The following is a 12,600-nucleotide window of genomic DNA, read 5'->3' as shown; positions in this document are numbered from 1 at the left end:
ATGCGGGGCGGCCGTCAGCGCGCGGGCGGAGGCTCCGGAGGGGCGTGACCGTTCGACGGGGTGGCGCGCTGCGCTTGGGCCACCACGTCCTCGAGGACCTGGATGGCGCCGCTGATGCGCAGCAGGGTGTTCTTCAGTTCGGCGCCCCGGGCCTCCAGCAACGCGAGCTGCTTCTGTCCCAGGTCCAGCTCACCGCGCAGCTCCACGAGCCGCTGCTCCACGTACTCTTTCACCACGGGGCTCCTTGCACGAACTAGCGGGGCGGGCTGACGTAGAACGGGTACACGAGGTTGTGCCGCTGGTTGCGCGAGCGGATAACATAGTCGATGGAGATGAGGAGTACCTCTGGCTTGTCCACCGAAGAGGTCGCGCGCACGTCCTCCACGCGGATGCGCGGCTCCCAGCGCTCCAGCGCCTGACGCACGTAGTAGGACGCGAGCTGCTGGTTGGACGTGTTCTGCGCGCTGAAGACCAGCTCCTGCAGGGCGCAGCCGAACTCCGGCTCCATCACCCGCTCCCCGAAGGACGTGCCCAGGATGAGCTCGATGGCCTGACGCACGTCGACCTCCGCGCTCACCACCCGCACCTTTCCGCCCTGGAGCTCCACGGGAAACGCCCAGCCCGTACCCAGGAAGTCCTTCACGCCTTCCGCCATGTTCAACCTCCGATGAGGACGGTGCTCTCCGCGACCACGGTTCCGGTGGGCAGGGGCGCCGGGGGATCATTGCAGGTCACCGCGAGATCCGACGACCGCGCCGCCGGATGGCCGCCGAAGAAGACCGTGGCGCTGCCCGTGACGATGAGCCCTTTGTTGCTGGGCTCCACTGCGAAGGTGCCGCCCATGGGCACGTGGTGCGGTGTGTTCGTCGCCACCGAGCCCACGACCGCGGCGCTCCGCCCCTGCACCTTCACGCTCTGACACAGCGCTCCGTCGATGATGCCGTTGAAGGGGAGTGTCTGGGTCACCGGCGTCGTCCCGGTCGCGGAGGGAACGAGCACGACGTGGTGGTCCATGGCCTGGATGCGATCGCCTTGCTTCGCCGCGGGGGATGCCATGCCGGTGCTCCTTTCAGTTCAGCCGGATCGTCGAACCCTTCACGCTGACGGGGCCACCCGAGTCGATGGAGACCTCTTTCGGGCCGTTGAGCTTGAGGGAGCTGGTGGCGTCGATTTCGATCTGCGCGGCGCTCAGCTTGATGCTGCCCGCACCGGCCGAAAGCTCGATGCTGCCGGTGACGGTGACGGACACGCTCTTCTTCTTGGCGTCGAACAGGATCCGGTCGCCGCTGATGTCGACGATCTCGATCTGCTCGGCACCCTTCGTGTCGTCGATGCGGATGGTGCTGCCGCCGCGCGTCTTGATCATCCGGATGTCCTGCTGCTTCTCCTGGCCCGTGACGGGGGGCTGGTCCTTGCCGTTCCACAGCGCGCCGATGACGTAGGGCACGTTGATGTTCCCCGCCTCGAAGGCGATGAGCACCTCGTCCCCCTTGGCCGGAAGGAAGTAGGCCCCCACGCCGTCGCCCGCGAAGAAGGAGGCCACGCGGCACCAGTTGGAGAGCACCGTGTTGTTGAGCCACGGGTAGCGCACCCGGATGCGGCCAAGCTGCTCCGGGTCGCCGGTGGTCTGATCCACGAGCCCCACCACCACGCCCGGCATGGCGCGCTCGTTGCCAGGACCGTCATCCGAGGAACCGTTCATGCACCCGTCCTTCGAAGCACGCATTGCGTGCGGTAGCCGCCGTCCTGCGAGTACAGGTGCTTCGCGGCGGTCACGTAGTAGGGGCCGCTGAGGCGGCTGCCAATGCCGGCGAGCCGCACGTTGACCCCGGGCTGGATGCGCGGCTCTCCCACGAGCACCGCCTCCGCTTCGATGAAGTCGTCGAGTCCCGCCACGTACGCCGCTTCCGCCACGGCGCGCGCCGCCTCGGGGTCGACGATCTCCGGATCCATGCCCGACACGGGCGAGGGCGCAATCTCCGTGGAGAGCTGGTAGCCGGTCTCCTTGCCGCCCATGCGGAGGGTCGCGGGGCCGGAGTTCACGTTCGCCACGATGGCGCGCTTGTTCTTCGGATCCCAGCCCACGGCCTGCACGCTGGAGCCCTGCTTGACGGCCCGGAGCCGTACCGACAGCTCGATGATCTGCTCCTTCCACTGGAGCGTCACCACCGCGGACTCACCGGCCCGGCTGCGCCGGAAATGGAGCGTGCTGCCGGTGACGAAGAACTCGTAGTGGAGGCGGGCCGCGCGCGAGGCCAGGAAGGCGAAGTCGCTCTGGTTGGCCTGGAGCACGTAGGGGTACTTCACGGAGGATTCGTCGACGGCGGGCTCCAGCCCGTTTCTCTTCGCGATGCGGATCGCCATGGCCGGATCGCTCTGGCCCTCGTAGACCACTTGCGCGGTCCCGAACTGGAGCTTGTACAGGGCGTCGAAGCCGCGAAACTCGACGGTGCTCTCGTTGCCGAAGTCCGCGAGGATTTCCCCCACCTCGCCGGTGAACAGCGGCGAGTCGCCCGCGCCGAAGGACAGCTCGATGGCCGCGCCGAGGCGGGCCAGCGACAGGTCGATGCCCTGCCAGTCGCCCTGGGTGAAGTCGACGCTGCCGATCTCCACGACGCAGGTGGACGGGAGGTTCAGCTCCTGTTCGACCTCCGCCCTGCGCAGTGACGCGAGCATGCTGTCGGGCAGGGCCGCGCCGGCGAGCCTGAGCTGGATCACGACGCCCTCGGCCGGTCGAGCCGTCCGGCTTGCGATGCCGAGCGTGGCTCCGGCGACTCGCCCTGGTCCGGGATGATGAGGGCGGTGCCAATCTGCGCCTGGGAGGGGAAGTTCAGCGGATCCACGATGCCATTGAGGCTGGCGATCCGGGGCCAGGCGCTCGCGTCGCCCAGCTCGCGGAAGGCGATGAGATCCAGCCGGTCTCCCTGGCTGACGATGTGCAGCTTGCGGCAGTTGTCGAGCCCCGCGTTCTCGATGGCCTGACGGGGCGTCAGCACCTGTTCGAACGTCACGGAGAGTTCGGCGCGGACCGGCGCTCCGGACGGCAGGAACATGGTGAAGCGCTGGTCGATCTTGCGGATGACGCCCGTGTACTGGAAGCCGCCCCAACTGAAGAGGCACGTCGGAGGTTCGCGCGGTTCCTTGGAGCCGACCGTCGGTTCCTGGAAGGCGACGAGGCGTCGGGTGAGGTTGCGCACGTCGGTGCCCTGTTCGTAGGTGTCGAAGAACAGGTTGACGCTGAAGCTGGGGCTCTCCATCCGCTGGAACTGGAGCGTCGAGCCCACGCGCGAGGTGACGAGCTGCGTGCTGCTCGTGTACTCGACGGGGTTGTACATCACCTCGATCTGCTCGCGGGAGTCGAGGTTCTGGATGATGGCCTTGCGCAGGGTCATCGAGGTGCCTTTCGGGCATCGCGTGCGTGGGTGCGCCGGTTCATCTCCACCTGGATGCGGTCGGCGAGCTTGCGCACCTCCGTGCGGGAGAGCTGAGCCGCGTCGAACGCTTCACGGACCGTGTCCGAGCGTGGAGCGTCCGGCCGACCCGACACCCGGCCCGGGATTCCCGCGGAAGGCTCCGCGCCCTGTGCGCCGCGAACCGGCCCTGGAGCATTTGGTTCGGAGGACGTGCCCGCTGCCTCGCGCCGGTGTTCGAGCGGAAGCGAAGGGCCGAGTCGCAGCCGGGGCCGGTCGGGCAGGGCCTCTGTTCCACCGCGCCGATGTTCGAGCGCAGGCGTGGGGCTGAGCCGCAGCGGAGCCCAGCCGGGGAGGGCGTCTGCGTTCGGGGCGGCCACCGAAGCGGGAGCCGCGACCTGCCGGAGCGAGACAAGCGGGAGGGGTGGCAGTCCGGCCATGGCCCGGGAGGACGCAGCGGGGCGCGCGGTGTTTGCCTCCCTGCGCGCTGCACGTGCGAACAGGGGTGGACGGTGGACCTGGGTGAGCACGCGCGGCGCCATCGGGACGGGTCCTCCACCCATGGGCGAGACGCGCGCCCGTGAGGGCCTGGGAGGACGCCCAGGAGGTGAAGTCATCGCTTCGACCCTGAAGGGCCCAGGCACGGTGGCGACGTCCAGGCGTGGCGCGCGCACCGCGAACGGCGCGCGTGTCACCTCGGTCGTGGAGCGCGCGAAGCCGGCCCCCGTGTTGGCCAGCTCGGGCCGCGCGGGTGTCCCGGACCCGAGGCGAAGGCCGGGTGGCCGCGACCCGTCGGCGAGTGAGGGGGCGCGGGGCCCGCTCACGCCGCGCTCCTGCCGTCCCATCCGCGGGGACAGGGCAGGGCGGGACAGGAGGAGGAGGGGGCGCGGACCGTCGACCCGATGGAGCCGTGGCCACAGCCGCGAGGCGACCCGCGAGGCATCCAGGATCGGTGCACTCCCGTTTCCGCTCTGTTCCCTGACGGTGGCTCCTGCACGGACCGTGGCGGTCGGTTCGCCTCCCACGAAACGGAAGGTCAGCGCGAGGTGTCGGGTGATGGAGACGCGCGAGGGCTCCCGAGCCGGGCGAGCCGGGAGCCGGTAGAGGTGCGCGAGTTCGGGCGACATCCCGTACGAAGCGTCGCGCTGGTGGCGCAGGAGGATCGCCCGGGTGGAGGCCAGGGTCGCGCGCAGCATCGCCGGCCAGCTCGCGGGCGCCTTTCCCCGTCCGGCCACGTCAGAAGCCCCTGGGATTGAAGAGCCCTTCGTGAACGAGCGTGAGGGCCTGGACGGCGATCTGGGGTGAGTTTGCATTGAACTCAGGTCCCTCCCACGCGGTGGGGTACGCACGGACGAAGTTCCACCACTTCATCGGAATGCCGAGGTGGTTCATCAGGTAGAGGGTGCCGTTCCTGCGGACGATCTTCCCGTCGATGACGTCCTGGTACCAATGCCAGAGCAGGTCCAGGTCGGACACGCCCTTGCGGAGGATGAGGTTGCCGTAGGTCGTCTGGCCCGGCAGCTTGTACTCGTGCGTGTTGACGCCACCCTCGCGCCGCGAGTCGACCTCCGTGTTGATGCTCATGCCGGAGACCTCGCTGAAGCCGCCCGCGATCATCCCCTGGATCTCCACCAGGAAGTTGTAGCCGAAATAGGGATCGTCCCGGATCCCCAGCCGGGATGCCGCCACGGTCGCCACGCCACCGCCGATGACCGCCATGAGGCTCCTTCGCTACAGGTCGAGCAGCGACTTCTCCTTCTTGGAGGAGCCACCGACCTCCCGGTTGATCCTGCTGACCTCTTCGCACCACCGCCGCCGGTCGCGGTGCTCGAGTCCGAGCAGCGTGTCGTGGTCCCAGTGCAGGTAGTACGCGAGAAAGGCTATCTCCTCGTGCAGGGCGTCGAGGGGATAGCCTTTCAAGGGCCCCGGTGCGACTCCACGTCCGTTTCGAAGGCGTGGTTGCACTTGGGGCAGACGGTGTCGAGCGTGTCGCGTCCGCGCTCGTTGATGCGGTTGTACAGGTCCTGGAGCATCGCGAAGTCCGCCGCGAACAGGTTCTCGATGACCTTGGGCGACACCATGGGCAGGTTGCCCAGCCGCGTCACCACGCGCGACAGCAGGATGACGGACAGGTAGCTGGGGTTCTGTTGGACGCGCGGGTCGCGCAGCGGGAGGATCTCATCCCCCGCGGTCGCCAGGCGCATCGTCCCGTCCTTGTGGAGGTCGCCGCCCTCGTCGGCGTAGCCGAGCTTCAGGGTGAAGGGAAACTCGGTGATCAATGCCGTCATGCGACTGTTCCTCGGGTGCGCTTGCGTTTCAGCGCGCGCGCTTGATGGTTTCCAGCGCCAGTTCCAGCGACTCGATCAGCACGTCGCCGCCCTTCGCGTCGAGATCGCCGGACTGGTACTTGGTCGGCCACACGCCGGCCATGTCCCACCGCGCGCCGTCGTTGCCCGCGTCATCCACGACGACGACGGAGACGTTCTTGCGGCCACCGGGCGCTCCGGCCCCCAGCTCGCTGACCAGCAGCCACCACTCGTACAGCTCCAGGGAGCTGGACATGCCGCGCTTCAGCGACAGCGTGCCCACCTTGGGCATTCCGGACAGCCTGCGCGTGTACGGGTCGGTGCCCTCGCGGTAGTCGATCGCGTCCATCGACTCCTCGGGGATGGTGGCGTTGGAGAAGGCCGCCACCTGGATGCCCTGGATCTCGACGCGGAAGCGGAAACTCTTGTACGGGTCCGTTCTCTCGGTGGCCATTCGGGGGTGCGCCTCGTGGTGTTCGGTGTGCTGCCCGGGGACGGGCCCCGCCGCGTCGCGGGGACCCGGAAGGTGTCACGCCAGGGCTCAGCCGGTGGGGAGCGTCGCCTGCTGGATGCGGATGACGACGAACTCGGCGGGGCGGACGGGGGCGACGCTGATGTCGATGAAGAGCATGCCCTGGTTGCGTGACTCCGGAGGGTTGTTGCTGGCGTCGACCTGCACCAGGAACGCCTCGGATTGCCTCGCTCCGAAGAGTCCTCCCGCCTGCCACACCGTGGTGAGGAACTGGGTGACGTCACGGTTGACGGAGCCCCAGAGCTTCTGGTCGTTCGGCTCGAAGACGACCCACTGCATGCCCCAGTAGAGGGAGATCTCGATGTAGATCAGCAGGCGGCGCACGCTGATGTACGTGAGGCTCGTGTCGGTGGACAGGGTCCGGGCGCCGTAGGTGACGATGCCGTAGCGGGCCAGGTTCCGGATGGCGTTGACGCCGTTCGGGTTGAGGGTGTCCTGGTCGGTCGACGTGAACAGGGCCGTCAGGCCCACCGCGGACGCAATCTTCCCGTCGAGCACCCCGGCCGGAGCCTTGAACACGCCGACGCGGCGGTCCGTCTCCGCGTAGGTGCCCGCGACGGCACCGGACGGGGGGATGGGCACGCTGCGCGACGTGAGCCCGTTGAAGAAGTCCATCCACGGGCAATAGATGGCGCCGTAGGAGGAGTTGAGCGCGTTGCCGGCGGGGATGATGCCGTTGGAGGACGCGGTGCCGCTCTTGAAGGCGACCAGCTCCTCGACGCCGAGCCCCAGGGGTGTGTCCGCGATGAGGAACAGGTCGCGGGGCGCGCGGCTCTCGCAGTAGGAGAGGGCCTGTTGGATGAGCGACCGCTGGAGGCCGTAGTCGTCCACCATGCCCGTGTCCGGGAGCACGAGGAGGTTGATGTCGTTGCGCGGGTTCAGGGACGCGAGCGCGGTCGGATAGTCGACGGGGGTCGTCACCGAGTCGCCCCCGCCGCCCTGGAGGGACGTGGGGTTGACCAGGTTGTTGGGGCGGGTGCCGGCGATGTCCGTCACCGCGGCCCGGATGAAGAGCGACTGGCTGTTGATGCGCTGTTCGAGCGCGCTGCGGGCGTTCACGTCGGGCTTGGAGAGGTCCGCGGCGGTGAGGCCGGGGTACTCCTCGACGAGCCAGTAGCTCCTGCTGCTGGTGGTCACCGTGGTGAGCTGGTTGTTCACCACGTAGCGCGACACCAGGCTGTCCACGATGGTCATCGGGCCGGTGGGCACGGCGTAGAGGACGCGCAGGGTGAAGATGGGCTTGGGCGTCGCCGAGGGTGGGTTCTCGGTGGGGTAGTTGAGGATCTGGATCGCCAGCTTGTTGCCCCAGAGCCCCGGCGAGGACGCCTGAACGGTGAGGCTGCCCTGGGTGACGCTCGCGGACGTCATGCTCGATGGCGGGTTCGGCGCCGCCCGGACGACGTAGCAGAGCGAGCCGCCCTCGGCGAAGAAGTTGTAGACGGCGAACGGGACGTTGTGGCCCCACAGGAAGTTGCCGAACGCGCGCATGAACGCGTTCCAACTGTCGATGAGCACCGGCTGGTTGAGCGGTCCCGCTTCGGTCCACCCCACGAAGACGGTGGTGCTGGTGCCGACTCCGGAGATCTGCTGCGGCCCGGCGAGCTCCTCGATGTAGACGCCCGGGTGCTGATACGCCATGGCCACGCATCCACCTTTCGTGAGTCGACCCGCGAGTATAGGGAGCGCCCCCGCGTGGATCAACGAATCGCGGGAAGAGGCAGGGGCTGCAACGCGAACGTGAGCACCGCGTTGGAGTCGTCAGGCGACTCCGGGACGGTGAAGGCCGTGTCGAGCGGCTGGTGCGCGGGCGCGGTGATCCGCACGACGTGGTTGCCCACGGGAATGCCGACGAAGACGTGGTAGCCGTCGGACGTGAGCCGCGGCTCCCAATGTTGTTCCGGGTCGGGGAAGAGGAACCCGACCCTGGAGGTCAGCACCCTGCCGGAAACCGCGCCCACCACCTGGATGGCCACGGACAATCGGGTCCTCACGCGCTCCCGGACGGGCCGCGTCATTCCTTGGCCTTCTCGTCAGGCTCGACAGGCACCTGATAGGTCGAGGTGACTTCGTAGACGCGCTGCACCGGCTCCTCGTTGAGGCGGGGGATGCTGACGGGGCTCACGGTGTAGAAGAGCGACAGCCGGTAGGGCTTGCTGGGGAAGCTGCCCCAGAGCTGGTGGATCTCGTTGAGGCTGAGGTTGTCGGGAACGAGGGTGAGGTAGTCGTTGCCGGTGCTGCGCAGGCCGCCCTTGAGCGCGTCGCCCTCGAGCACGGCGACGTCCGAGAACAGGCGCTTGAGCCGGTCGATGAGGATGAGCTCCAGCTCGGCGTTCTGCGCGTAGGCGACCATCAGGTACAGCAGGTCGACGACGGCGGGAGCGGCGCGGCGGACGAAGCCATTCTTCGTGCGGACGATCGTCGCCGGGGTGTTGCGCAGGTAGGCGTTGTCGGAGAGGCGGTAGAGGTAGACGAGGATCAGCGGCCGGCGTCCCTGGATGCCGGCCTCCTCGTTGGCGGGGGAGTGGTACTCGACGTCGACGTCACCGGGCTTCTCGATGAAGACGTTCGCGCGAATCAAGGCGCCCAGGCTGATGCTGACGTCCCGGAGCACCGTGCCACCTGCGTCCGCCATGTCGAAGTCTCCCTCTGCCGGTCCTCGGGGCGCGTGCCGTCGAGCGGAGGAGAACGTACCCGACCGCTGGCCCGAAGACGATGGCGTTGCCTGCCCGCGCCGGGGGCCTCACAGGGTCATTCAGGAGTACCGCGTGACCCTTGCGCGAGGTCCTCCACGAGGTGAGCTTGCCCGGACTCGGTGGACAGGTGGGTTAAGCAGCCAGCGGCACCTGTGAGGCAGCCACGCCGAGGGCGAGGCCAACGACGACCGCGGCGGTGAAGATGGAGGCGAGGCGAGTTCGCATCCCCGGATGTTCGGGGTATGCGTGGACAAGGTTCAGACGGGGGTGTTGGGCGTCAGGAGGGCCGGGGCGCTTGCGCATCCCCTGAGACTCGGGCCTGCCGTGGACAAGGTGCAGACGGGCCGGTCGGCAAGGGTGTCGGAAGGCCCGACATCCTTGCCAGGGCCCCTGTCAGTGCAGCCCGCCCGGAGCGCTGACGCTCCGTCGCGAGCCGCGTCCAGATTCAGCCGCCCACATCGCCTGCATCCATTCGGCGGATGATGAGGTCCTTGCCGCACAGACAACTTGGATGGGGCCCGTTGCCACGCACGAGAGAAGGGACCTCGCCAAGGTGGTTGCGGCATGCCGGGGTCTCGTCCGTATGCTTGACGATGAGCCATACTCCGAGGTCCCCGAGGGTCACCTCGTATCCGGTGGCTTGGTGTTCGCTCATGGGGCGGCGGGCATTCAGTTTCGAGATGATCGCTTCAACTTCCGGGGTGTAGGGCATTGCGTCCTTTCGGGATGCGGCCAACGGGCTGGACAGCCGGTCGGCCGCATCAACGAATGGCACCCCCAACGACAGGCATCAAATAAAACCCGGCTGTTCGGCCCGATCTCCGGTCTTCGTGTAGATCTGCCGTTTAGACATGCGAGGTGTCGTTGCTGCGCCACCCACGTGCTTCCACATGAGCTTCGTCATGGAGGGGGCAGGGCGCTCCTCACTTCTGGGGAACGGGCGCGGCGGGAGCGAGACGCTCGACCTGCCGCTGCCGACGTCGGAACTGCGGTGCTCCTCCCGGGGCGCACGGGGCGATGCGTGCGTACGGCTACCCGGAAATCGCACCCTACGAGGTGAAGCTCGGTTCCCTATCGCTCCTCCGCTCACGAGCGACGAAGAACCCACCTCTTGCTGCTGGGCTTGCTAGTGCCGCCAGAACGACTCGCGCTCGTATCCGGGCAGCAATGGTTCGTCCTTTCCCACGATGTCGATGAGCACCTGCTCGCGGTTGACGAACCCGGACAGGGCCGCGTCGGCCTTCATGCCAGCCCACGTAAGAAGGTGCATCCCGTCCTTCTTCGCGTAGTGGGTGCCGCACTCCTCAATCCATTCGCCGGTGTTGAGGCCAAGCACCGTGAAGTGGCGACGAAGAATATCCCTCTCCGTGACCATCTGCCTGCCGTGGTCGTCGTAAACAATGTGGCTTCCTTCGAAGTACATGGTTCTTCCTTGGTTGGGTGATGCACCGTGTCCTTAAACACAGTGCAAGCGCAGTCGTACAGCTCATCGACATAGCCGTCAACGCCCCTTCCGTGCTCATTAGGGGCAAGTAATCTATGCTTGTGACTGAGTGATCGTATCTGCCCGATGTTGCTGGGGTTTCTTTAGGGCTTATTGTATTTCTGAAACACGAAAAGGTCGGTTGCTGACGGCCATCGCCACTCTGCCGGCCCCCTCGTTGGATGCAGCGGCGAGTTACCCCACGTGCTTCCATGCGAGGCGCTGGACGGTGCGGCGGATGTTCGGCGTGAACGGCGCAGGCACCCGAGGCGGGTCCGCAGGCCCCGGGCAGGAAATAGCAACATGGGGAGGAACTGCTCGGTATTGGTGGGCCATCGGCACCGAGAAGGCCGCTCCCATCACTTTCGTCGCCACCTGCCCATTCCTTCGGGCCGGCCGGCGCCGCCCTCCACCCGGTGTTCTCGGCTCCGCGGTGGAGGGTGCCTTTCCGCTGGAGACAGTCCATGAGCAGCTGCAAGCCCAGCAGCATCCAGGTCGGAGACGTCGTCATCACGCAGGACGCCCACGGTCGGTACAGTCTCAACGACCTGCACCGCGCAGCCGGAGGCGAGAAGCGCCACCAACCATCGGACTTCCTTCGCCTCGCCAGCACTCAGGAGATGGTGCGCGAATTAAACTCCGGGGATCCCCGGAGTTTACCGGTCGAGGTCGTAGCTGGCCGCAACGGAGGCACCTACGTTTGCCGCGACCTCGTCTACGACTACGCGATGTGGGTGTCGGCGGAGTTCCGAGTGAAGGTCATCCGTGTCTTCGACGCCGTGGCCACCGGCCATGTCCCCCAGCCGGCCATTCCTGCGCTCCCCGGCGACTACCTCGAAGCCCTGGAGGCCCTCGTCGTTGCGGAGAGGGAGAAGAAGCGGCTCGCCGCGGAGAACGAGGCCCAGCAGGCGCAGCTCGCCGAGCAGCAGCCCCTCTACGAACTGGGAAGGGACTTCCTCGACACGAAGGATCTATGGGGACTGAAGAAGACGGCGCGCCACCTGCGAGTGCCTCAGCAGACCTTTTTCAACGCGCTCAAGCAGGACAAGGTGTTGTTCCGGGAGTTCGAGGGCGGTCCATGGGTTCCGCGAGCCCTTTTCCGCGAGAAGGGGCTGCTCGTCTTCCAGGCGCGCGTCCCGAGGCGTCAGCAGCCTGGCGAGCAGCCGAAGTCCTACGGCCAGACGATGGTGACCGCAGCCGGGGTGGAGTGGTTCTCGAAGAAGTACGGCCACCTCGCGACGCCCATCCCGCCGCCCAGGGCGAACTGCTGGCGCTGGCTGAGAGCTGACGAGTAGGGCATCGAGGGTCATGCTCGTCGAGTCTTAACGGTTCAGCGGTTCACCAGCGCCTTGACGATGGATGTCAGGGCCGATTCGCGCTCCTTCTTGCCGTCAGGCATTACAACCTCGTCGCCAAGGAACGTTCCTTTCTCTCGCGAGAACGGCAACTCAATTCGCCTCTCGCCGTCGTTGGTCGCGAGGAGAAACGCTTTCCCATCTCCCGACAGACTGATGCTCGCATCACTTCGAGTGCTTCGTTGCCATGGGACATGGGCGATGTAGGTGCCAGGGACTGACTCCACGAACCTGACGCCGTGGCTTCCCAGGTCATTCAGGGCCACCATCTCCCTGAAGAGCTTCTCTGCGGCTTCGCGGCGGGCGTGAATGTCTGGACGTTTTTCCTCAGAGAACTCTTCGAGGAACGAAAGCGCTTCCTTGCTCATGTCGGTTGGCACAGGGCCCCCCTTGCCTGCGCTGACGTCGGCAGGCACGAGGACCGTACGACAGGGCCTGCACCGCTCGCCACAGGCTGCCGCTCGGCCCTACCGCCTCCTCTTCTCCCGGGCGTCCGGGGCGGACCCTCAGTAGAGCCCGCCCGGCTCGCTGACGCCGCAAGGCAGGCGGAGGGCGGCCTACGCGCCCAGTCGGGTGAGCTGATCCTGAAGCCAAGACGTCGGATTCGGGATCGCCTTGTCGGAGCTCCCATGCGCGAGGCCGATGGCAAAGGCCGCCAGCTTCTGACCGCTGAAGAGGCTGCCGTGAATAGTCCCTAGAGCGCCGATCAGGTTTCCGCCCGAGGAAAGTCGAATACTTGCGCGAGCGATCGACGCGGGTGGTCGCTGCGTGCATAGGTCGCCACCTCACGGAGGTGGCTCGTGGAGCGCTGGAAGCCGGCT

At 67.1% G+C, this 12,600-nt stretch carries 17 protein-coding genes; 1 reads left to right on the top strand and 16 read right to left on the bottom strand.

Annotation, left to right across the window (positions count from 1 at the left end):
• Window positions 1–14: 14 nt before the first annotated feature.
• From D7V97_RS30205 to D7V97_RS30140, 15 genes are all read right to left on the bottom strand, one after another.
• A complete protein-coding gene (locus tag D7V97_RS30205; RefSeq protein ID WP_120614099.1) occupies window positions 15–233 on the bottom strand; it encodes a hypothetical protein in 219 nt (72 codons plus the stop codon).
• Window positions 234–253: 20 nt separating this feature from the next.
• Complete coding sequence (locus tag D7V97_RS30200; RefSeq protein ID WP_120614098.1) at window positions 254–655, bottom strand: GPW/gp25 family protein; 402 nt, start codon at window positions 653–655, stop codon at window positions 254–256.
• 2 nt (window positions 656–657) lie between these two features.
• The gene (locus D7V97_RS30195; protein ID WP_120614097.1) at window positions 658–1,056 is read right to left on the bottom strand and encodes a PAAR domain-containing protein; all 399 of its coding nucleotides are present in this window, start codon (window positions 1,054–1,056) and stop codon (window positions 658–660) included.
• Window positions 1,057–1,069: 13 nt separating this feature from the next.
• On the bottom strand, window positions 1,070–1,702 hold the full coding sequence (locus tag D7V97_RS30190; protein ID WP_120614096.1) for a phage baseplate assembly protein V: 633 nt from the start codon (window positions 1,700–1,702) through the stop codon (window positions 1,070–1,072).
• Window positions 1,699–2,718, bottom strand: coding sequence for a phage late control D family protein (locus D7V97_RS30185; protein ID WP_120614095.1), 1,020 nt, complete (start codon window positions 2,716–2,718; stop codon window positions 1,699–1,701). The genes D7V97_RS30190 and D7V97_RS30185 overlap by 4 nt, the downstream gene beginning before the upstream one ends.
• Complete coding sequence (locus tag D7V97_RS30180) at window positions 2,715–3,392, bottom strand: peptidoglycan-binding protein LysM (RefSeq protein WP_120614094.1); 678 nt, start codon at window positions 3,390–3,392, stop codon at window positions 2,715–2,717. Before D7V97_RS30180 ends, D7V97_RS30185 begins: the two co-directional genes overlap by 4 nt.
• Before the next feature lie 1,254 nt (window positions 3,393–4,646).
• Window positions 4,647–5,129: a phage tail protein gene (locus D7V97_RS30175; RefSeq protein ID WP_120614093.1), complete on the bottom strand. Its 483-nt coding sequence runs from the start codon at window positions 5,127–5,129 to the stop codon at window positions 4,647–4,649.
• Window positions 5,130–5,141: 12 nt separating this feature from the next.
• A complete protein-coding gene (locus tag D7V97_RS30170) occupies window positions 5,142–5,330 on the bottom strand; it encodes a DUF6760 family protein (protein ID WP_120614092.1) in 189 nt (62 codons plus the stop codon).
• Entirely contained in the window at window positions 5,327–5,698 is a 372-nt protein-coding gene (locus D7V97_RS30165) for a hypothetical protein (protein WP_120614091.1), read from the bottom strand. Before D7V97_RS30165 ends, D7V97_RS30170 begins: the two co-directional genes overlap by 4 nt.
• 28 nt (window positions 5,699–5,726) lie before the next feature.
• Window positions 5,727–6,170: a phage tail protein gene (locus D7V97_RS30160; RefSeq protein WP_120614090.1), complete on the bottom strand. Its 444-nt coding sequence runs from the start codon at window positions 6,168–6,170 to the stop codon at window positions 5,727–5,729.
• 87 nt (window positions 6,171–6,257) lie between these two features.
• Window positions 6,258–7,886 (bottom strand): phage tail sheath C-terminal domain-containing protein, encoded by a 1,629-nt coding sequence (locus D7V97_RS30155; protein ID WP_120614089.1) that lies wholly within the window; start codon window positions 7,884–7,886, stop codon window positions 6,258–6,260.
• A gap of 59 nt (window positions 7,887–7,945) precedes the next feature.
• Entirely contained in the window at window positions 7,946–8,263 is a 318-nt protein-coding gene (locus D7V97_RS30150; protein ID WP_120647949.1) for a hypothetical protein, read from the bottom strand.
• Window positions 8,260–8,880: a DUF4255 domain-containing protein gene (locus D7V97_RS30145; RefSeq protein ID WP_120614087.1), complete on the bottom strand. Its 621-nt coding sequence runs from the start codon at window positions 8,878–8,880 to the stop codon at window positions 8,260–8,262. The genes D7V97_RS30150 and D7V97_RS30145 overlap by 4 nt, the downstream gene beginning before the upstream one ends.
• A gap of 506 nt (window positions 8,881–9,386) precedes the next feature.
• Entirely contained in the window at window positions 9,387–9,653 is a 267-nt protein-coding gene (locus tag D7V97_RS44310; protein ID WP_147445030.1) for a hypothetical protein, read from the bottom strand.
• 414 nt (window positions 9,654–10,067) lie between these two features.
• Entirely contained in the window at window positions 10,068–10,364 is a 297-nt protein-coding gene (locus tag D7V97_RS30140) for a hypothetical protein (protein WP_120614086.1), read from the bottom strand.
• Between the two features lie 524 nt (window positions 10,365–10,888).
• Between D7V97_RS30140 and D7V97_RS30135 the strand changes: the two genes are divergently transcribed.
• Window positions 10,889–11,719, top strand: a complete 831-nt coding sequence (locus tag D7V97_RS30135) for a KilA-N domain-containing protein (RefSeq protein WP_120614085.1) — start codon at window positions 10,889–10,891, stop codon at window positions 11,717–11,719.
• Between the two features lie 35 nt (window positions 11,720–11,754).
• Here D7V97_RS30135 and D7V97_RS30130 read toward each other — a convergent pair whose 3' ends face one another.
• Window positions 11,755–12,147, bottom strand: coding sequence for a hypothetical protein (locus tag D7V97_RS30130; protein WP_120614084.1), 393 nt, complete (start codon window positions 12,145–12,147; stop codon window positions 11,755–11,757).
• Between the last annotated feature and the right edge of the window lie 453 nt (window positions 12,148–12,600).

It is taken from the genome of Corallococcus sp. CA053C, from assembly GCF_003611675.1.
Classification (GTDB): Bacteria; Myxococcota; Myxococcia; order Myxococcales; family Myxococcaceae; genus Corallococcus.
This window is presented reverse-complemented; position numbering and strand designations above follow the sequence as displayed.